Source organism: Staphylococcus sp. HMSC057A08 (genome assembly GCF_001812925.1).
Taxonomy (GTDB): Bacteria; Bacillota; Bacilli; order Staphylococcales; family Staphylococcaceae; genus Staphylococcus; species Staphylococcus hominis.
This window is the reverse complement of the sequence record NZ_KV810847.1, coordinates 187,984-209,779: the sequence shown is the minus strand read 5'-3', so window position 1 is coordinate 209,779 and position 21,796 is coordinate 187,984. Positions and strand designations below refer to the sequence as shown.

Below are 21,796 nucleotides of genomic sequence, written 5' to 3'. Positions count from 1 at the left end.
TAACGAACTGCTAAAGTGCTTTTTTACATCACTATTTCATTTCTAAATTATCTTTAATTTTTTGTTTTACTTCATTTAAGCTATCTTTATTAGGATAGAAATAGTACAATCCGTCGTCACCTTTGTCATCTTGACCATCAATGATTAAACGTTCTACATTATTATCAGCTTTACTATAATCCGATCTAAATTTATTTAATTCTATAAAACTTAAATCTGTTCTTAAATTATCTTGTGCTGCTTTAAATATACTGTTTAATTTTGTTACTGAATTCATTGAGAACGCTTCTTTAGCAACAGTTGTGATGACTTGTTGTTGACGTAACTGACGTCCACCATCGCCACCAGCACCTTCTTCTTTACGACTTCTCATATATGTTAAAGCTTGATCTCCATCCATATGGTATTTTTTACCCTTTTCGAATTGATAATTATGGAATTTAAATGTAGCATCACTGACAATATCTACACCACCTATTTCATCTACAACGGTTTTAACGCCATCCATGTTTATTGCAATATAGTGATCAACAGGTACATCCATTAATTTTTCAAGCGAATTCACTGCCATTTTAGGGCCACCATACGCATAAGCATGATTGATTTTCTCCGTTGAATTATGACCCACAATTTCAGTTCTCGTATCACGTGGTACACTTACCATGACTGTCTTGTTATCTTTTGGATTAATCGACATTAACACAATAGAATCACTACGTTGTCCTAAATTTTCTTGGTGTCGTTGTGCATCATCGTCAATACCATATAACACAACAGTCATTGGATCGCCATCTTTTAAATTTTTTTGTCTTAGTTGTGAGTGATCTCTATCTAATGGTTCTTTAATTGAATTATTCAGCGAATGGAATTTAGCAAATGCGTAAATAACTATTCCAATAATCACAACGAATAATAAAATTAAAATCGTTATAATGACTTTAAAAGTCGTTGATTTTTTCTTTTTCATATAACTCCTTCTATCTTTACTTAATAGTTTTAAAGATAGTATCTTCAAAATTAGACCTTTTATCTTCAAAGTTATACTTACTATCTATATCTTTATCATATACTAAATTCCCATAAACTTTTCTAATTATACCTATTTTATTTAAAAACTTATTTAAAAATTTAAAATACGAAATTTCCAGTAAATATGGTTTCTTGTCATTAAATTTCCGCATTAACATTAATGTCTGATTAGTGTCCATATAATCCTTATTCTGAGGATGAGTAAGAGTTGTTCCATCATACTTTATAAGTTGATTAATATGATAAACTAAATCATCTATATATATAACACTTCTCTGATTACTGATTTTAGGATATATAAAGTTTATTTTAGACATCTTTAATAACCTTGAAAAATTACCAGGTGAATTTTTTCCGTAAACCATCGGTGGTCTAATAATATTTACTTGAAATTGATTATTTGCTAGATCTTCAAGCATTGTTTCAGCTTTATATTTTGTTAAGCCATAGTATGTAGTTGGATTACATTTAGTATATCGATTAATTTTGACAGTAGATGTTAAAGATCCTTCCTTTCCATACACGCTCATTGTGCTTAGAAAAATGAATTTATTAACACCTGCTTTTTTAACTAAGTTAGCTAGATTTTTTGTTAATTCATAGTTAACTTTAAAGTAATCAGTAAGCCTAGCATGAGGAGTATTATTGTGAACTAATGCTGCTAAGTGAATAACAACATCAAATTTTGAAAAATCTTTTTCTTGCCATGTTTGTCTTCTCACACTAAGTCTCTCTACTCTATCTCCTTGAGCAATGAAAAATTTTTCTAATGCGTTTCCAATATACCCTGTTTTACCAGTTATTAATATATTTCTAGACATTAATGACTAACTCCTTCTGAAGATATAGTATTTTTTATTGTTTTATAAATTATATACATATCTAATTTAAAAGACTGGTTCTCTAAATAATATTTATCATATTGAACTTTTTGATCATCAGAATTGTCATCTCTACCCATAACTTGTGCTAATCCAGTTAATCCTGGTTTAATTTTATGAACATTCACTTTTGTTCTTTTTTCAATTAATTCATATTGATTGTATAATGCTGGTCTAGGACCAACTACAGTCATATCTCCTTTTAAGATATTAAATAATTGTGGTAATTCATCTAATGACGTTTTTCTAATTATTTTACCCGATTTAGTAATAAAATCAGCAGGATCCAATAAGTCCGTTGCTACATTCGGAGTATCAACTTTCATAGATCTAAATTTATAAATTTTAAATAACTTATTATTTATTCCTGGACGATCTTGTTTAAAAATAATCGGCCCTTTTGACTCTAACTTTATTGCTACTGAAACTAAAATTAATATTGGTGAAAATAATATAATAGCAAATGATGAACTAAATATATCAAATAACCTTTTCATACTAATCTCCTTACACTTATTTTTTAACAGTTTCCGTTGGCTTTAATTTAACAAAAATTAATAATTGTACAATCACTTTAATAATGTAAACAAATAATTGTGCTAAAGCAACCGAAACTAGATTATTGAATATTATTACAAATAAATATGATAAAATAAAAAATATTACTAATGTACTAATATCAATTATAGCCTTTTTACCAATTGAAAAGTACTTTAGCAAAAAACTTCTTAATATAAAATCTAAACATATCAAACCAAATGATAGTGTAACAATAAAGTATATATCTTTGATATCATTAATATAACTATAATATAATATTTTTATAAGTATTAAGCCTACTGAATATGATATTAAAGAAACAGTTACAAATATAATTGGCAATGCTATTAAAACTTTTCTTTTTAAGCTTCTTCCAATATTTTTTGAATTAGCTAAATAACTAAGAATAACAGATGAAAGCATGTTAAATGGTAATAAAAACATCTTAGATGGTAGAGTAGCTATATAAAATATAGTTATCATTGAAGAACCTAATAGCATTTTTATTACAAAACGATCCGAATAATTCATCATTGATCCAGCCAATCCAGATATTATTAAAATATTTATTGCGTTATAATGAAATATTTCTGAATCTGCTTTTATAAATTCGAATATTTTATATTTGACTATCAAAAATAATATTATAATTGTAATAAATTCAGATATATTAAAGAAAATTAATATATCAATAATATTATTGATATTTACAAAAATGATTAATGAATATAAAACACTTAAACAAATATTAACAATTAAAATATTAATAAATTGTTTCCTTATTCTAAACCACACCATTAAGAACATTCTAGATATTGTTAAAAAAACTAATAACATTAATAGTAAATAAATAATAATTGAAAAATTAATATATATTACAACTATCAAAAATAATAAGCTTGCTATGAAATAATATAGTATCAATTTTTTATAGTAAAAATAATAATTAGTCCTATTTTCTAATTCCTTATCAAAATTATTAAAATTTCTTTGATAAAGATTGGTAAAACTAGTAGCAAGTGTCACAGTTATTACATTGAAAACAGAATAAATCAATAAAAAATACCCAAAGTTTTTTTGACCTAAATTTTTTTCAAAGATAGGAAATAATAAAATCTGTTGTACAGCTATAAATAACGCCTGAGAAATAATATTTAATAATACATCTTTTAAAAATTTCATTTCTTTTTCCTATTATTTATCAAAATTTTTTTATATAATTCTGTATAAATTTTCCCTATATTTTCCCAATTAAATTTTTCAAGAAAGGTTTTATCTTCAATATTTTCTTGATAAAATTCATAATTATCTTTTATATTTTTTATTGCATATGCAATACTCTGATTATCTTTTGAGTTAACTGCTTTTCCAATAAAGTCATCTTTAAAGTATCCATCTATCCCTTCACCTTTTGTATAAATTATTGGCAAACTTTGGGATAATGCTTCAATAAATACTAAGCCAAATGTTTCATTACTAGAAGGCATGGCAAAAATATCATTTTTCTTCATTTGTTCCTTTATTTGATACTTATTCATAACTCCTAAATAATTAAATTGAAATTTTTTTGAAAGCTTACGATAATATTTTTTATTTTCTATCTTACCAATAACATTTAAACTATATTTAATATTACTTTTTTTATTTAATTGTTCAATAGCTTTAAGGATGCTATGTAAATTTTTATAACGATTGATACGACCCACAAATAATATATTGATTTCATTACTATTCAATATTTTTTTATTTTCCACTTTATTACTATGCCAAAATTGATTAATTCCATTTGGAATGACAATTGATTTTTCTAATTTTTCATTAATTTCCTTATTATTTTTAAAAAATTTATTCACTTTATTTTTATAAGAAAAATTGGGAAATATTAATAAACTAGAATATAAAATAGCGTTCTTATAATTTTTCTTCATATACTGTTTATATTTAAAAGAAAAATTAACATCTGTATTTCTAATTGTCAGAACATAAGGTATTTTATATTTTTTAAATAATTGATATGCCAATAAACCATCATTAGTTAAAGTATGTGCATGTACTAAATCAATATTATTTATTATTTTATTCTTCTCCAAGTATCTAAATGTTCTTTTCAATCTACTTCTACTAAAAAAACTGTCTGATTTTTTTATAATAATTGGATTATAATATTTATATTTACTATCAGCTTTAATACTTTGGCGTAAAGGATTAAAAATAATATTTTCTACACTATTATCTAAAACGTCTAGCTGATTTTCATAAAATTCATTATAAAAATAATTCGAATTTATATGTAAAATTTTCATAATATTACTCCTTAGAAATCAATTTAAATAGCAAGAGATTATAAAAATCTCCTGCTATAAATGAGTGATTAAATTGACCAGTAACTTATATTCTCATTTAAACTCATTTTAAATCTATTTTTTAAATCAATAATTATTGAAGAATCCTTATTTAATAATTTAATGAATGTATCATTATCTAATTCTCTAAATTGGTTATGATCTACTGCATATAGTAGAACATCTACAGATTCTTTAAGATTTTCCAATTCTACAATATCCGCTTCTAATTTCCCATTATAACTATTAACGTATGGGTCTAAAACTTTTGGTCTAATACCATAATCATTTAATTCAGAAATCATATCTAAAACTTTAGAATTTCTAAAATCAGGGGTATTTTCTTTAAAAGTTAAACCTGCTATTAAAACATTACTATCAGATGATTTTTTATTTTTTACTAATTCTTTAATAAGATTGTTTACTACAAATTTAGGCATTTGATTATTTATTTTTCTACCAGCAGAAATAATTTGTGAATGATATCCTAAATTCTCAGCTTGATAGATAAAGTAATAAGGATCTACTCCAATACAATGACCTCCAACTAAACCAGGATAAAAGCCTAAGGCGTTCCATTTTGTGTTCATAGCATCAATTACTTCATTTGTATTAATATGCATTAAATCAAAAACTTGAGATAATTCGTTCATAAATGCAATATTAATATCTCTCTGACTATTTTCAACTACCTTAGCACTTTCAGCTACTTTAATTGAAGATGCCTCATGTATTCCAGCTTTTATCACTTTACCATATACCATAGAAATAACTTTGAGTGCTTCCTCATCGATACCAGAAACTATTTTCACAATATTTTCTACCGTATTTTTTTTATCTCCTGGATTGATACGTTCAGGAGAATAACCAATTTTAAAATCTTGAGGACATTTCAAACCTGAAGCTTTTTCTAATAAAGGACCAGCTATATCTTCCGTTACTCCAGGATAAACTGTAGATTCGTATACTACATAGTCACCTACACTTAAATATTTACCTACTGTGTTTGTAGCATTCTCAATTGGTTTTAAGTTTGGAGTATTATCTTGATTTATCGGCGTAGGAACAGTAATTATATAAAAATTAGCATCTTTTAAATCTTCTACATTTGAAGTAAACTTTAATGTAGATTTCTTTAAGCCCTCTGTTCCTATTTCTCCCGTAGGATCTTCATAATTTTTATATTTATTCACCTTATTCTTATCTATGTCAAATCCAATTGTTTCAAATGTTTTTGCGAAAGTAACTGCTAAAGGCATTCCTACATAACCTAAACCTATAACAGCAATTTTTATATTTTTTTTATTCATTTAAATAACCTCATTTCATTTTCTATTTTTATTATTAAAATTTTGGAAATCTCTTTCAAAAATTCATCAGGTCTTCTTAACAAAGCTTTCAAAGCGCTAATAATAGCCTTTTTTTTCTTATTTTGAGACAAATAATTAGAAGTGCTAGCTAAATAATGGCGAAAATATATCCTATTTTTATCAATAATATTTACATTTTTTAAATTTTTAAATTTATAATTCAACAACTCCTTTAACTGAGTTTGCCTTTTACTATTAGTAGATATCCTATTCCCTGTATGTACTACTGCTACTGTAAAATAGTCATCAATATAACCGAGTTTATAATTTTTTCTTAAAGCATTATCTACTAAGTGAAACTCATGTCCCATTGGCACATCAGGAAATCCTTTCACATCTTCAAGAAGAGTTTTTTCAAATATAAAAGTAGGAGTGCCAGTTAAATGATATTTATAATGTTGGGTTCTTAATTCTTCATTATTATATATTTTTTTATTTAACCATTTAAAAGTTCTAATATCTTTAATTTTATAATTTTCATTGACTATAACTAAATTAGAAATAACAAAATTAAATTCGTTATTTTCTAAATAGTCAACTTGTTTTTTTAATTTATCCTTTAAATAAAAATCATCGTCATCTAAAAAGGTAATATAGTCGCCTTTAGCTATTTTTATAGCTTTATTTCTTGATTTTGCACCACCAATATTTTGTTTGTTTTTAATGTATTTAATTCTCTTATCATTAAGCTCATCGACTAATTTTTTAACATCATTTGATATATCAGAATTTATATTATCATCAACTAAAATAATTTCAAAATTTTGATAAGTTTGTTTCAAAACAGATACCAGTGCTCTTTTTATTAATTTTTTATCTCTATTATATGTTGGAATTATTATTGAAACTATTTTCAATTTTTATCCTCCTTTTATTATCAGTTGGAATAAAGAAATAGCCAAATATTATTAAAAATAATAAACCGTGAGTAATTAATAAAGTTTCAAGAAACGATGTATTTATTATGTACATATAAGTAAAAATTATTCCAAAATATTGTGGCTTAAAATTTAGACATTTAAGTATAAAAATTAATAATACAAAAATTAATGAATTTATAATAACACCTATCATTCCCATGCTAATATAGCCTTCAACAAATATACCTGCATTCGCTACCATTCCATCTTGTTTTAGGACTTGTTCACCAATGAACTGGGCTACATTATCAATTTTATTAGGGATATTAAAAATCGATCCTAATATTGTTTGTGAATAATAAGTAAAATTCCCACTAAATGTTTGTTTATATATTGAAAATAAATATGCTGGTAAATAAAAAATTCTTCTTAAATAATCAGCCATGGTTATTGAATCAAACAACCTATAACTTATTATTGAATATGCAAAGAAAACATTTATAGTAATAATAAAAAGTACATTTTTCACACTATACCTAAATGGATAAAATACTATTGTTGCTAAAGCACCAAACAAAATACTTTTTACCGCTCCATTTAATAAGAATAGAAGAATAATAAAACCAAATACTATAACACTATATAATTTTTTGTTTCTAAACCAAAAAAACACTATTAAAAACGGAAATATTACTCTTGCTATAGAACTATATAAATAATCCATAATATTACTATTATCCGAGCGAGTATTAAGTCGTGAATCATAAATGTCATTCAAAAGTAAATTTGATAAATTTATAGAACCTATATTTTTTAAAAAAGGTACTATTAAAATAATTGAAAAAATTATTGATAATATAGCAAAATAGCGATTTTCAACATTAAATTGCTTTCTTTTAATCTTTATATTTTTTTTATCAAGTAAATCAATTGTAAAAAGGAATAAAGTGGGTATTATTACATATCCAAAAAGTTCATTAGTATTAGAATGTAAAGATACAACTGATTGACCATATACTATCATTATTAGAAAAATATTATAAATTATATTATAAAATGAAATTTTCATAAATAATTGTAAACTTGTTAATACTAAAATAATTAAACAATGCATCAATAGCATATAAAAACTATAATCTTTATTGACGAATCCTAAATAACCAAATTCAGGAACTATAATGTCTACGTAAGTTATATGAAACAATATATATAAGATAAACATCAAGAAAATTCTGACAAGCTTCAAATTCATTATTTAATCATCCTATTTATTTGCATATTTAATTAACTCTTCTTTACTAAATTTAGTTAATTGCTTGTTAACAAAACTGTTAACTTCTGTTTTATTTGCTCTGGAAACTTTACCTCGATATATTTTTTCATAAACTTGTTCAGGATGTATCTCGTCTTCGTTTAACAATTCTTCATATAATTTTTCACCTGGACGAATTCCTGAAAATTCAATTTTAATTTCATCTTCAGACTTACCGCTTAATCGGATTAAATTTCGCGCCAAATCAACTATCTTTACTGGTTCTCCCATATCTAATACAAATACTTCTCCACCTTGTGCTAAAGCACCAGCTTGTAATACTAGTCTTGATGCTTCAGGGATAGTCATAAAGTAACGGGTCATATCTGGATGAGTCACTGTGACAGGTCCTCCAGCTGCAATTTGTTTTTTAAATAATGGAATGACAGATCCTCTTGAACCTAAAACATTTCCAAATCGCACAGCTACAAAATCGGTCTTACTATTTTCATCATTGAGACTTTGTACGACCATTTCAGCCATACGTTTAGATGCACCCATGACATTAGGTGGGTTAACCGCTTTATCTGTTGAAATCATTACAAATTTTCTCACACCAGCTTTTTTAGCTGCTGTTGCTACATTTCTAGTCCCAAGCACATTATTTTTAAATGCTTCGATTGGATTGTATTCCATGAGTGGCACATGTTTATGAGCAGCTGCATGATAGATTGCATATGGTTGATATTTATTAACTATTTCTTGAATACGTTCTCCATCTTGTACATCTGCAATAACAGGAGTAATTTCAATTTTATCCTTGTACAATTTCGTTAACTCTTGATGAATTAAATAGATACTATTTTCGCCGTGTCCAAGTAATATGATTCTTTCTGGTTCAAATTTACATACTTGACGACATATTTCGGATCCTATAGATCCTCCGGCTCCAGTGACTAATATGGTTTTATGCGTTAATTCTTTTGAAATCATGGCCATATCTAACTCTACTGGTTCTCTTCCTAGTAAATCTTCAACTTCTACACGTTTTAATTGGTTAACCTCTAATTCTCCAGATAATACAGACTCTATACTTGGCATTTTGAAGATATCAACCCCAGTACTGTTACATAGATCAGTGATTTCTTTCAATCTAGCTGGTGAAAGCGTAGGTATAGCAATGATAATTCTTTTAATTCGATACTTTTCTACTAGATTAGGAATATCTTTAATTGTGCCCTGTACTTTAACTCCTCCAGTAATAGCTAAATTACGCTTTTGTGGATCATCATCTACAGCTAAGACGGGCTCTAATCCCATATCTGGGCTTCGTAACATTTGTCTTATTAATAGTGATCCTCCGCGACCTGCGCCTACAATCAGTGTTGGTTTTTTCTTTTTCCGTTTTCCTACTAAAAAACCACGCCCAATTCTCCATGAAATTCTTGATCCTCCTATAAGAATCAGATGCATCATCCATGTAATTAAATACAATCTAAAAAATGGTGGATGTCCAGTAAAAAGAGGTACAATAATTATTGTTGAAATAATAGAACACGTTACCGCTTCAACAATAATCAATAATTCATTCACGCTCGCATATTCCCAAGCACGATGATAAAGGTTAAATATGTATGCAAATACATGATGTGAAATCAGTAATATAATTGAAGTGAATATTAAAATTTTCTTTGAATAGCCTTCAAAATATGGCTCTAATATGCTGTAACATATAAAAACAGATAACGTTACAATAATTGAATCTATAATAATTAAGGTTAAAAGCCGTCCTCTTGCACTTAATTTATCCAACTTAACTCTCCTCACTTAGAATGTGAAATTTGATTAAAATAAATTAAAAAGTTTTTTCTGTGTATATTCTTGAGTTGGCTGTTTTTTTGGTAAATCTTCATTATCTATAATAAATTTCGCATTATTCATTAAATTATGAATGTCTTCATGATATTTTTTTAATTTTCTTTCTTCAAATAGACTATTCATAATGAAAGGTCTTTTTTCCACATGGTGTGCATCTGAGGCAACAAAATGTGTCAAGTTATTTTCAATCATATCTATACATTTTTTTTGCGTCTTCTTCCCATGATGTCCAATTAGTGAAGCCGTTGTTAACTGACTTAACGCGCCTGCATTGATTAATTCATAAAGGACATCTAAATTTGCACTAATTTCTTTATTTCGTTCTGGATGTGCAATGATTGGCACATAGCCTTTCGATTGTAATTCAAAGAATAAACGACCTGTATAATGTGGCACATGTCCGGATGGTAATTCGATTAATAAGTACTTAGAATGATTAAGACCAATAATTTGCTTGTTCTCTAATTGATGTAAAATTTGGTCACTAATTCTTATCTCTTGTCCAGGATAGATATTAATTCCTATATCTTTAAATTCATCGATACTCAATACTTCATCCATTTTAGGTACGATGTCTTCATAATAATTATCAAATTGTGGACTTAAATGATGAGGAGTAGCAATAATATCTGTAATCCCCTCATTTTTAGCCTGTTTCAACAATGAAATCGTTTCTTCTTTACTATTTGATCCGTCATCTAAACCAATAAGAATATGATTATGTATATCTATCATGACTTAGAACCCTCTCCATAATAATAATAATAATTAGAAGATTTTTCTTGAGCTGTCTTATTTAAAATTGCACCAATAACGTGTCCGTCTGCCTGTTCAACGAGTTGTTTAGCCTTTTTAACTTCATTTCGATTATTTTTCTGAGCATCAATAATTAACACACAATTTGGCACATATTGTAAAAATACTTGTGCATCTGTAACAGAAATAATTGGTGGCGTATCAATTAAAATAAAATCGTATTCTTTTTGTAAATGTTCAAAAATCTTTTTAAAACTTTCAGAAGCAATTAACTCTGAAGGATTTGGTGGAATGGGACCAGATGTTAGTAAATCTAAATTCTTCACTCTCGTAGATCTAATTGCTTTATCAAAATCTGAATTTCCAATAATTAAATTAGATAATCCATCATAGTTTGATGTTTCAAAATGATAATGTTGGGTTGGTTTACGCATATCTCCATCGATAATTAAAGTTTTATATCCAGCTTGTGCATAAGTAATCGCAATATTTGCAGACACAATACTTTTCCCAGCTGCTGGTTTTTCAGAAGTAATCAGCACACTTTTTATTTCTTCAGCATTTGAGAACATAATATTAGAACGTACTCCTCTTAATTTTTCACTGACAATCGACTTTGGTTTATCTTCAACGTATAGTGGAGTCTCTAAAGGTTTTCTTTTTTTTGCTTTTCGCTTAGCCATAAAATTTTCTGTCTCCTTACTTTAATTTTGGAATAGAACCTAATACAGGAACGTTTAATTCTCTTTCTACATCTTCTTCTGACTTAATACGTTTATCCAACATTTCTTTCAAAGCAATTATAAATATTGCCAATACTAATCCAACAAATAATCCAATAATTAAATTTACAGATGTTTTAGGTGAAACTTTTTCAGCAGTGCCATTTGCTGTTGATAAAATCGAAACATTATCCACATTCATAATGTGTGGCATATCATCTTTAAAGACATTTGCAACCTTATTTGCTATATCCTCAGATTCTTTTTTGTTATGATCAGTAACATTAATATTTAATATTTGAGAATTTGCTTGTGTTTTGACATTGACCATCTTATTTAATTCTTCACTAGAATATTTATTATAATCTTTTGAAACTTTATCTAAGATACGTGGACTTTTTAAAATTTCTGCATATGTATTAACTAATTGAATGTTACCTTGGACTTCTTGTACTCCAACGTTTTTCGCTTCCTTTTTTTGATTCACTAATACTTGCGTTGAAGCTTGGTATTGAGGCTTAAGTACAAAAAATGTTAATACTACGCTTAATAATAGAAAAATAATAGGTAATAAAATAAGTAGCCATAAATTTTTCTTTATTATTTGTAATATTCTTGTAAATTCAATTGTGTTTTCTGTGTTTTCCATATTACCCTCCATTTTTTTATTTCAGTAATCATTTTATATTTTTAAAAAGCTTTTTACAATATTATACAAAAATATATTTCATTTTTTTACAATATTTTATAAAATAAATCATTACATTCCATATTATAACTTTTAATATAAGTAAATATTTAAAGTAATGTAAATATCATGTAAACTATTGTATTTTATTTGACAATTAAATTTATTATATAATAATGTGTAGACATTATTTGTCTTTAAGAATTATTTAATTATATCTGCGTTGGATAAATTGTATTCAGCTATATTAATTTAAATTTAATAATTTTTATGTATATTAAAGATATATAAAAAGCCAAGAGATTTTCATTTAAGAAAACCTCTTGGCTTCATTTATTAATATTCAATATTTGGCATTTCGTTTACTTTGTTTTGATATTTTTTGAAAGCAATATAGCCTACAAAACCAATAATAGTCGTAACTAAAAGTTTTTTCATTATTGTCCCTCCTTTTAATTTTTAGCGTACATTAGATTTGTTTTGTCAAAAAACAAGTCTAGACTAAATCTATTATACACTCATTTGGTATTATTTTTAAAGTCAATCGAACGAATTGCGTTATATTTATGTCATTTTAGAGAATGTATTGACAATAATATTTAATTTTTCATCACAAATAAACAAATATATATCGCAACAAACTCTAAGAAAGTAAAAAGATAAATATATTTTAAATTTAGCTTTTCTTTAAGTGGTACTTCCCAATGTGGATACTGACGTTCATAATATACATTTTGAACAAAAAACAATCCCAAACCTAATGGTACATAAGTAATCATATTTTTATACTTTGAATCTAACTCTATGTCACTAAGAAAATGCTTAATTATTACTTGTAATATAATCACAATGACTAAGAGGAGTAGTATTCGAATCATTTTATTAATCGTACTCCTTTCACAAATAATATAAGAATGGCTTGTAATAATACCATAAGCATAATAAAAATAACACTTTTTAAATCGATGGCATCAAACACTTGATGCGTAATCGTTAATGGTCGTGTAATCAGATAAACTGTATGGAATCTTAAAAAACGTCCTACATATATGCCTATCCCATTTAGAAACATTAAACTCAGTACTAAGCATCGATTAAACCATATATTAGAAGTAAAATGTTCTAAGCTGATAAATATAAAGATCATACAATAGATTGCAAAAAAGACACCTGCCAGTAAATACGCAAACGCAAACCATTCAATTAAATTTAAACTGACTAAGAAGTCGAATTTAAAATTATTAAGATGGATTAAGTCTGTAACCATATAGAACGTATTGGGAACTAATAGTATAAAAATAAGTGCAAATACAATAAATAAAGGCCACTCTTTAGTTTCCTTTGGTTTAAATAACTTTAAAAGCAAGCAAAGCTCTAGAGGAATATAGGCTAAGAATAGATTTAATGTCATAAAGTTAAGTATTCGCGGTACAAACAATGAAATAATAAAAAGCACTATAAAATAAATTCTTGCGATATAACGTGGTGCCACATTCTACACTACTTTCTTTCTATAAATGAAATAAGGTTAGAAAATTAAAACGCTAACATGTGATATCTTAATATTCTACTTTACTCTAACCTCTTCTATATTAAAACATATACTTTCGAATTGCATTATTTATGGCTATCGCAAAATGATCCATTGTTGATGTCCAATTTTTTACGTGCTTTTAATAAATAACCGTTATGAGTGAAAAATATTTATTAACAGTCTAGTGTTAATTCTAATTGAACACCTTAACATTTTATATTGTAATCTACAATATTATTTGATTTCATTACTGTTGAATATCCTATCGTACGTTGTACATTAACTGTAAATATCTTTAATTCTTTTGAAATAAGTTGAATTAACTTTTCATCTTTATTGATCATAGACAGTATATTTTCTCCTTAAAATTGTATAGAAACAGCTGAACTGTCGATGTACATCAGTTCAGCTTCTTTTTTAAGATTCTTTTTCATCTTTTAAATGTTTAATATCTTGAAAGCCTTCTCGATAATTCGATAATTCTTCCATAATCGCATACCAATCTTTTCCAACTTTTTGGAACGTTTGTTGCATTAATTTATCTTGTGCTTTATTTAATTTCTCTACTAATTTACTTCCTTTAGGTGTTGGAAATAATTGTTTTACTCTGCGATCTTCTTCAGATTGTTGTTCAATGATTAAGCCTTCTTCTTTTAACTTCTTCAATGTCGCGTGAGACCCTTGCTTTGATATTTCTAACGTGTTTAGTAACTGCTTAATCGTAATACCAGGCAATTTATTGATAAAAAATAAAAAGCGATGGTGTTGTCGACTCATATCATATTTTTCGATAATTTCATCTGCAGTCGTCACAAACGTTTTATAAGCGAAATAAAATAGCATATGCTCATAATCATTTTTATTTCGATCCATATTCACTCGTTCCTTTTCAAAGTCATTATTAATTATTATAGTAAATTTTCTAACGACTTTCATCAAAAGGTCAATAATATTGACTTTATTTATAACCAGGCTTATCCTATATATGTAAACAAAAGCAATACAAAGGTGGAATTGAATATGAAACAACGTGTAGGACAATATTTAATGGATGCAGTACATGAAGCAGGTGTCAATAAAATATTTGGTGTGCCAGGAGATTTTAATCTAGCATTTTTAGATGACATCGTAAGTCATGAAGGCGTTGAATGGGTTGGAACAACGAATGAACTAAATGGTGCTTATACCGCTGATGGTTACGCACGTATGAATGGACTAGGCGTACTCGTAACAACATTCGGTGTTGGAGAATTAAGTGCCGTCAATGGTATTGCAGGCTCATATGCAGAACGTGTCCCGGTCATTGCTATCACTGGTGCACCAACAAGAGCTGTTGAAAAGGCAGGCAAATATGTGCATCACTCTTTAGGTGAAGGACGCTTTGATAGCTATCGACACATGTTTGAACCGATTACAACAGCACAAGCCTATATCACGCCTGAAAATGCAACAACTGAAATCCCTAGAGTAATCAATGCAGCGCTTCAAGAACGTCGTCCAGTACACATTCACTTACCTATTGATGTGGCTATGTCAGACATTGAAGTTGAACAACCATTCAAAGTTGAAAAAGCACCTCAACAAGATGTAACTCAATATGTAGATATGTTGGCTAATCAATTACGTTCAGCTCAACAACCATTAATTATTGCAGGTCATGAAATCAATAGTTTTCATCTACATGATGAATTAGAACAATTTGTCAATAAAACGAATATTCCAGTTGTTCAATTATCGTTAGGTAAAGGGGCATTTAATGAAGAAAACCCACACTATATGGGTATTTATGATGGGGAAATTGCTAAAGATGACATTAAAGACTATGTCGATCATAGCGATGCTATTTTAAATATTGGTGCCAAATTAACTGACTCAGCTACTGCAGGCTTTTCATATCAATTTGATATTAACGAAGTGGTCATGATTAACCATCGCCTATTCAAATTAAACGATACGATTGATACAGAAATTGCATTGCCTGAATTCTTAGAAGCGTTAAATACGATAGATTATACAAATAAATCTTCATTTCCTTCTTACCAACAACCAGAATCAAATGACTATGAATTAACTGATGATATGTTAACTCAAGATATTTACTTTAAAATGATGCAAGACTTTATTGGTGGCGATGATATATTAATCGCAGAACAGGGAACATCCTTCTTTGGGGCTTACAGTTTAACTTTACCTAAAAATATGTCATTTATTGGTCAACCTTTATGGGGTTCAATTGGTTATACATTACCAGCTACATTAGGTTCCCAATTAGCTAATCCACACCGTCGTAATATCTTATTAATTGGTGATGGGTCATTCCAATTAACTGTTCAAGAGTTATCAACGATGATTCGCCAAGATATTAAACCTGTGATTTTCTTAATTAATAATGATGGCTATACTGTTGAACGTCTCATTCATGGTATGGAAGAGCCCTATAATGATATCAACATGTGGGATTACAAAGCATTACCAAACGTATTTGGTGGAGATAGCGTGAAAGTCCATGATGTTAAGACTTCAAAAGATTTAAAGGCTGTCTTTGATGAAATAAACGAAGATCAAGAACACATGCACTTCACTGAAGTGACAATGAAATGGGATGACGCACCTCAAACACTACGTGATATCTCTAAATCATTCGCTAATCAAAACAAATAATAGATATTGGGAGAACAATTAAATAAATTGAAAGCTACTATGTATGTCAATAGTTAAACACATAGTAGCTTTATTTAATAAGTTCTATTATAAATATTTTAAATAAAAATTAAATTTCACTTGTTTAATTTTTATTCAAACTCTTTTTTTAATTATTGATTATCTCGGAAAATTTATTTATTATTTACATAAAGTAGAGGAGGTTGTAAACTGTGTCTTTAATGAATAAATCTATTTTTCTGATGACTAAGCTTCAAAAACATAATATTCCAGTTTTTCCTAGACTTATGCAACAAATGAATCGTTTAATTTTTGCTACTGATGTTCCTAGAACAGTTGAAATTGGTAAAGGAACAAAATTTGCACATAGTGGTTTAGGATGTGTAATACATGAGAGGGCTATAATTGGGGATAATTGTAAAATCCTTCAAAACGTTACAATTGGTGGACGTAGTAAACATGGTACTCCTGTAATTGGTAATAACGTACTTATAGGAGCTGGAGCCACAATATTAGGTGGCATAACAATAGGTAATAACGTTAAAATTGGTGCTCAAGCTTTAGTAATGGAAGATGTTCAAGATAATCAAACAATTGTCGCACAAAAAGGAACAATTTTGAATAAATAAGTTAAAGGCGACTATATATGTCATTAATACATATTTAGTCGCTTTTTTTATAAACTTTTTTCATTTAAAAAATTATTATCAATAACATCTTTTGTAATATCCTGTAAATGTTTGATATTCCATTCACTGTCTGAATCATATTGTAGTCCATGTTTCTGTGCTAATTGTGGTGTGTAATCATCAAGATTATAAATTTTAAAATGTTGTCGTGTTTGTTTGTTGGTAGGACGTGCTTGTTCATAATGATTGACCATGCTTGTCCATTTAACATTTTCTAAATGTACACCTTTAGGTTCTTTTACTACATCGAAGTTTATCCTTCCTAACAATTGATTATTTTCATCTCCACTATACTGTCCATTTAAAAAATTACCTAAAGAATAGGCTACCAACGTTTTATGGTGATGATCTTTTGCTTTAACCCACTTTACTGGTTGAATGACATGTGGGTGCGTACCAATGACGATGTCTACATCTTCATCTGCAAACAATTGAGCATATTTCTTCTGTGTCTTATTTGGTTTATGATGATTTTCATTTCCCCAGTGTGCCGACACCATGACTACGTCGCTTTGTTGTTTTGCTTTTCGTATATCCTGTTTAATAGTAGCTTCGTCAAACGTTTTTACTGTATATGGATAGTTTGAGACCATATCATTTGTTCCGTATGTATAACTTAATACACTGATTTTTACACCATTTTTAGAAATGGTATGTATACGATTCGCCTCTTTTTTCGAATTGTATATTCCTGTAAACAATACGTTATGATCAAATTTTTTCCAAGTCTGTATATGATTTGTAACCCCTTGATCCCCTTGATCTAAGGAGTGATTATTTGCACCATTAATCACATCGAACCCTGTTGCAACAATGTCACCTGCTACTTGACTAGGCGTGTTGAATCGTTTAAATCCTGAAAACGGAATATCATCCCCACCAAGTGGAGACTCTTGGTTTACAAAAGCTAAATCAGGACTAGCTATGTCTTTCTTTATGTTAGAATACATTGGCTTAAAATTAAATGTACCATCAGAATGTTGTGCATCATGATAGACAACAGGATGAATTAAATTATCTCCTACTGCCACAACTGATAATTTTTCACTATGATCTTCAGCAAGCGCCATACCACATATCAGTGAAAATACTAGAAAAATAACGACTGAAGTGATGTAATATCTGTACACTAAACATACGCTCCTTATTAATTTAGAGTAGCTTCTTTTATATTCACGAAAAACCTAAAATAATTAATACTTGTCATTATTTTAAGATACTCAAAATAATAACTCAAATTAGTTTATGAATTAATAAATAAGAAATAGAAAAAGTATCTATTTCTTATTTTTGGTTATCTATTATTACTAGATGTATCAACATGTTTGATGGGTTGATCGATGGCATTCGCTAATTTGAAAGTTTAGTTTTAACTGTAGTGTTAATTGGTTACTTAACTTTATTCGTTGTAGGTATTGCTGGTTTTGTCTATACTATTTTAGCTATTCTTGCAATGAATAAAGACGAAGATTATGTCGTACCTTTAACTATTGAAATTATTAAATAAAACGAAACATCCCTTTGCGACGTCTCATCACAAAGGGATGTTTTTTTATTCCTCTACTAACCATTCAATTGTACGTTCAATGGCTTTGTCCCAAAAAGCATAATCATGTTCCCCAGGTCCTTCTTCATATTTATAATTGATACCTTTTTCATCTAAATATTTCATAAATCGTTGATTATCATCATATAAGAAGTCTTCTGTGCCACATTGAATAAAGAGTTCTGGAAGTGTTGCGCCTTTATCAACCGCTTCATCCACTAAATGATAGGTATCTAACTCTGTACCTTTAACTTTTAAAGCTTCACCGGCAATGGCTTTGGGATCAAAGTCATTCCACTCTATATCGAGTAATGATTGTACATTAAATACTGCTGATAATGGCGCTGCTTTAGAGAATAAATGGCTTTGAGTTAAAGCGAATTTTATGGTTCCGTAACCCCCCATTGAATGACCTGCAATAAAATTATCTTCTCTTTTTTTAGATACTGGTAACACTTGATGTGCATAATTGTAAATTTCTAATATATAGTCATAGTAGCTATGACCAAAAGCCATATTCGCATAGCCACTGTGATCTGCATTCGGCATAATCACTGCCAAGTGATGTGCTTCTGCATAACGTTCGATACTTGTGAAACGCATATACGATGTCGCATCACTTGATAAACCATGTAATAGTAATAACATTTTTAATGGTTTTACTGGTTCATGTTGTTTAAAAAAGCTATCGTCTTCTGGAACGATGGCTGTAAACGATTGATTCATTCCAATCGTAGGTGATTTATAATTTATAGTCATAAACGCCATATTATTTCATCCTTCCAATTGATACGTATGTTATCTATTTTACACTTTTTGTAGACTAATGGAATATTTTTTAATATAAAAAGACGCTAGCCAAATGACTAGCGTTTTTGACTATAAATTGTTTCACGTGAAAACATTATATATCTTCTCTAAATAAAGGTTGACTCATACATCTTGGACCTCCACGACCACGTACTAATTCACTACCTTTAATTTCAATCACTTTAATCCCTTTATCACGTAATAATTGATTAGAGACATAGTTTCTATCGTATGTCACCACAACGCCTGGACGAATACATAATGTATTAGACCCATCGTTCCACTGTTCTCTAGCACCGTCTATGACATCTCCATTGCCAGTAGGTATAAATTCTACGTTATCTACACCTAATACATTGGCTAACGTTTCTCGTAGCTGTCTAGAGTGTGTAATTTTAATATCATCTTTCATTTCATCTTGCTCAATTGTAAAGATATTCATGTGATTCTCTTCTTTAAAAATAGCTGCATGCACTGTAAATTTGTCATAATCAATCATTGTAAATACAGTATCTAGATGCATAAATGTACGACTATTGGGTATTTCAATCGCAAGTACTTTTTTAAATGTAGTATAGCCGTCTTTAAATATATTTCTTGCTAGTCGCTCAATGGCTTCAGCTGATGTACGTTCTGAAATACCGATAGCTAATACATCTTTAGAAAGCACAAGCTCGTCTCCTCCTTCGATGTTAAACGGTGATGTACGATCAAGCCATACCGGTATATCTGCATCTTTAAAACGTGGATGATATTTTAGAATATATGTCATAAAAATAGATTCACGACGTCTTGCACGCCAGTACATGCGATTAATTGACATCCCTCTACCTATTGAGGCTTGTGGATCACGTGTAAAATATAGATTGGGCATTGGATCTAAATAAAAGGGATAACGATCATCTAAATATTCAACGAGATGTGTTGTTTCAAGTTGAATTTCTTCTTTTCTTATACCTGCCATTACTTTTTCAATCAGTGCTTGATTGGATAGCTTTGAAAAATAATCTTTAATTTCTTTCTCATGACCTAAAATTGTTTTTTGAGATTCTGATAAAATATCATCAATAAATTGCTGTCTTATATCTTCATTTTCAATCGCTTCAGCAGCAAGTTGTTCTAGATAAACGACTTCTACCCCTTCACTTCTAAGTGTTTCTGCAAATTGATCATGCTCTTCTTGCGCCACTTTTAAATACGGAATATCATCGAATAATAGTCCACTTAAATGGTCAGGCACTAAATTTTCTAATTCTTTACCTGGACGTTTTAAAAGTACTGTTTTTAATGTACCGATTTCATTATTAACTTGAATTGGCCCCTTTGTCATTTGTATTCCTCCTTCAAGTAAATGGTATATTGATATGTCATTATCATGGAGTAGCGGTTCAAAATATACATTTCATGTATATAGTTCTATCGTAGCATTAAATGTTAATTTCCAATAATAAAATCTTTTAATTATTGATTAAAAGAGGATTTTAAAATTTCAACTTGAAATAGCTTTATATAATCATTTAATATTTATTCGCCTATGTGTATAAAAAATGATTGAAGCGAATACGTTCACTTCAATCACCCATTTAATTCATTGCTTGTTGTACTGTACTATAGCCTAATACGACTCTATCTACTTTACCTTTATTAACATCAAACCAAACTGTCATACCATTTTGTTTAGGTTGATAGTAATAAATACCTGTTGTGTTGTTGTTACCATTATCAATTTTTTGTAGCTCTTTACTATATACTTTTTTAAGTTGTGTTAATGAAAGTTGACCTTTGACTTCCATATCTAATAACGAGGCATTTTTACCATCTTTAGATACATTTCTGAAGTATTGATCATATTTCAATACCGATTTATTAGATGTTGTCGATTTAATTTTAATGCCATTAAATTTAACATTTTCAGCTTTAATCGCATTTTTAAAATGTTTATCTAATACGAATGAAGCATTTTGACCCGCATAACCATCATAGTTGTAATATGATGACGTTGCTGCGTGGGCAGTCGGTTGTTGAACAAGTGCACCTGTGACGCTAGCACCTAATAGTGTACTAAACGCTATTGTCGTAGCTACACATACTTTTGTTATCTTTTTCATATGCGTCTTCCTCTTTCTCTTTAAACTACTCATATCATACTTCATTACTCTTATCTATACAATCTTTATAGTAATTAGCTATCTATTTAAATATCTTTTTATAAAATTGTGGTATACTATAATTAGGAGT

The 21,796-nt window shown here is 28.5% G+C and carries 22 protein-coding genes and 1 pseudogene; 3 read left to right on the top strand and 20 right to left on the bottom strand.

The features are described from left to right. Positions 1-31: 31 nt before the first annotated feature. The 16 genes from HMPREF2881_RS02890 to HMPREF2881_RS02820 all read right to left on the bottom strand — a co-directional run bounded on the left by HMPREF2881_RS02890 (position 32) and on the right by HMPREF2881_RS02820 (position 14,725). Positions 32-967, bottom strand: a complete 936-nt coding sequence (locus tag HMPREF2881_RS02890) for an LCP family glycopolymer transferase (RefSeq protein WP_002488221.1) — start codon at positions 965-967, stop codon at positions 32-34. Positions 968-983: 16 nt separating this feature from the next. Beyond that, positions 984-1,850: an NAD-dependent epimerase/dehydratase family protein gene (locus tag HMPREF2881_RS02885; RefSeq protein ID WP_002488283.1), complete on the bottom strand. Its 867-nt coding sequence runs from the start codon at positions 1,848-1,850 to the stop codon at positions 984-986. Next, on the bottom strand, positions 1,850-2,407 hold the full coding sequence (locus tag HMPREF2881_RS02880) for a sugar transferase (protein ID WP_002488254.1): 558 nt from the start codon (positions 2,405-2,407) through the stop codon (positions 1,850-1,852). Before HMPREF2881_RS02880 ends, HMPREF2881_RS02885 begins: the two co-directional genes overlap by 1 nt. 16 nt (positions 2,408-2,423) lie before the next feature. Beyond that, positions 2,424-3,632: a hypothetical protein gene (locus HMPREF2881_RS02875; RefSeq protein WP_070653653.1), complete on the bottom strand. Its 1,209-nt coding sequence runs from the start codon at positions 3,630-3,632 to the stop codon at positions 2,424-2,426. Further along, a complete protein-coding gene (locus HMPREF2881_RS02870) occupies positions 3,629-4,753 on the bottom strand; it encodes a glycosyltransferase family 4 protein (RefSeq protein WP_070653652.1) in 1,125 nt (374 codons plus the stop codon). The genes HMPREF2881_RS02875 and HMPREF2881_RS02870 overlap by 4 nt, the downstream gene beginning before the upstream one ends. A 68-nt stretch (positions 4,754-4,821) precedes the next feature. Next, positions 4,822-6,102 carry a nucleotide sugar dehydrogenase gene (locus HMPREF2881_RS02865; RefSeq protein ID WP_002488253.1) on the bottom strand — a complete coding sequence of 427 codons (1,281 nt, stop codon included), beginning with the start codon at positions 6,100-6,102 and terminating at the stop codon, positions 4,822-4,824. Further along, positions 6,099-7,019, bottom strand: a complete 921-nt coding sequence (locus tag HMPREF2881_RS02860) for a glycosyltransferase family 2 protein (protein WP_002488193.1) — start codon at positions 7,017-7,019, stop codon at positions 6,099-6,101. The genes HMPREF2881_RS02865 and HMPREF2881_RS02860 overlap by 4 nt, the downstream gene beginning before the upstream one ends. Beyond that, positions 6,985-8,274, bottom strand: a complete 1,290-nt coding sequence (locus HMPREF2881_RS12010; RefSeq protein WP_002488297.1) for an O-antigen polymerase — start codon at positions 8,272-8,274, stop codon at positions 6,985-6,987. The genes HMPREF2881_RS02860 and HMPREF2881_RS12010 overlap by 35 nt, the downstream gene beginning before the upstream one ends. A gap of 12 nt (positions 8,275-8,286) precedes the next feature. Continuing rightward, positions 8,287-10,086 carry a polysaccharide biosynthesis protein gene (locus tag HMPREF2881_RS02850; RefSeq protein ID WP_037555805.1) on the bottom strand — a complete coding sequence of 600 codons (1,800 nt, stop codon included), beginning with the start codon at positions 10,084-10,086 and terminating at the stop codon, positions 8,287-8,289. A 33-nt stretch (positions 10,087-10,119) separates the two neighbouring features. Further along, positions 10,120-10,887, bottom strand: coding sequence for a tyrosine-protein phosphatase (locus HMPREF2881_RS02845; protein ID WP_002488244.1), 768 nt, complete (start codon positions 10,885-10,887; stop codon positions 10,120-10,122). Further along, on the bottom strand, positions 10,884-11,591 hold the full coding sequence (locus HMPREF2881_RS02840) for a polysaccharide biosynthesis tyrosine autokinase (RefSeq protein ID WP_002488295.1): 708 nt from the start codon (positions 11,589-11,591) through the stop codon (positions 10,884-10,886). Before HMPREF2881_RS02840 ends, HMPREF2881_RS02845 begins: the two co-directional genes overlap by 4 nt. A 16-nt stretch (positions 11,592-11,607) precedes the next feature. After that, the gene (locus tag HMPREF2881_RS02835) at positions 11,608-12,279 is read right to left on the bottom strand and encodes a Wzz/FepE/Etk N-terminal domain-containing protein (protein WP_002488247.1); all 672 of its coding nucleotides are present in this window, start codon (positions 12,277-12,279) and stop codon (positions 11,608-11,610) included. Between the two features lie 375 nt (positions 12,280-12,654). After that, positions 12,655-12,756, bottom strand: a complete 102-nt coding sequence (locus tag HMPREF2881_RS11430) for an SE2200 family small protein (RefSeq protein WP_017175470.1) — start codon at positions 12,754-12,756, stop codon at positions 12,655-12,657. A 436-nt stretch (positions 12,757-13,192) separates the two neighbouring features. Next, positions 13,193-13,810, bottom strand: coding sequence for a DUF1361 domain-containing protein (locus tag HMPREF2881_RS02825; protein WP_002488249.1), 618 nt, complete (start codon positions 13,808-13,810; stop codon positions 13,193-13,195). A gap of 248 nt (positions 13,811-14,058) precedes the next feature. Beyond that, on the bottom strand, positions 14,059-14,196 hold the full coding sequence (locus tag HMPREF2881_RS11760; protein WP_002488255.1) for a hypothetical protein: 138 nt from the start codon (positions 14,194-14,196) through the stop codon (positions 14,059-14,061). Positions 14,197-14,269: 73 nt separating this feature from the next. Next, positions 14,270-14,725: a MarR family winged helix-turn-helix transcriptional regulator gene (locus tag HMPREF2881_RS02820; RefSeq protein WP_002488195.1), complete on the bottom strand. Its 456-nt coding sequence runs from the start codon at positions 14,723-14,725 to the stop codon at positions 14,270-14,272. 147 nt (positions 14,726-14,872) lie between these two features. Here HMPREF2881_RS02820 and HMPREF2881_RS02815 point away from each other — a divergent pair, with 147 nt between their 5' ends. Beyond that, positions 14,873-16,513 (top strand): alpha-keto acid decarboxylase family protein, encoded by a 1,641-nt coding sequence (locus tag HMPREF2881_RS02815; RefSeq protein ID WP_070653651.1) that lies wholly within the window; start codon positions 14,873-14,875, stop codon positions 16,511-16,513. Between the two features lie 221 nt (positions 16,514-16,734). Next, the gene (locus HMPREF2881_RS02810; RefSeq protein ID WP_050994560.1) at positions 16,735-17,142 is read left to right on the top strand and encodes a serine O-acetyltransferase; all 408 of its coding nucleotides are present in this window, start codon (positions 16,735-16,737) and stop codon (positions 17,140-17,142) included. Positions 17,143-17,189: 47 nt separating this feature from the next. On the opposite strand, the gene HMPREF2881_RS02805 is transcribed toward HMPREF2881_RS02810, so the two are convergent. Next, positions 17,190-18,272 (bottom strand): CapA family protein, encoded by a 1,083-nt coding sequence (locus tag HMPREF2881_RS02805; RefSeq protein ID WP_002488246.1) that lies wholly within the window; start codon positions 18,270-18,272, stop codon positions 17,190-17,192. 302 nt (positions 18,273-18,574) lie between these two features. Between HMPREF2881_RS02805 and HMPREF2881_RS02800 the strand changes: the two are divergent. Next, positions 18,575-18,709, top strand: a pseudogene (locus HMPREF2881_RS02800) (DUF4870 domain-containing protein); the annotation flags it as partial. A 45-nt stretch (positions 18,710-18,754) separates the two neighbouring features. Here HMPREF2881_RS02800 and HMPREF2881_RS02795 read toward each other — a convergent pair. The 3 genes from HMPREF2881_RS02795 to HMPREF2881_RS02785 all read right to left on the bottom strand — a co-directional run bounded on the left by HMPREF2881_RS02795 (position 18,755) and on the right by HMPREF2881_RS02785 (position 21,666). Further along, entirely contained in the window at positions 18,755-19,516 is a 762-nt protein-coding gene (locus tag HMPREF2881_RS02795; RefSeq protein WP_002488199.1) for an alpha/beta hydrolase, read from the bottom strand. 136 nt (positions 19,517-19,652) lie between these two features. Beyond that, positions 19,653-20,888: an arginine deiminase gene (arcA, locus tag HMPREF2881_RS02790; protein ID WP_002488260.1), complete on the bottom strand. Its 1,236-nt coding sequence runs from the start codon at positions 20,886-20,888 to the stop codon at positions 19,653-19,655. A 253-nt stretch (positions 20,889-21,141) separates the two neighbouring features. Next, a complete protein-coding gene (locus HMPREF2881_RS02785) occupies positions 21,142-21,666 on the bottom strand; it encodes an immunodominant staphylococcal antigen IsaB family protein (protein ID WP_002488273.1) in 525 nt (174 codons plus the stop codon). Positions 21,667-21,796 lie beyond the last annotated feature (130 nt).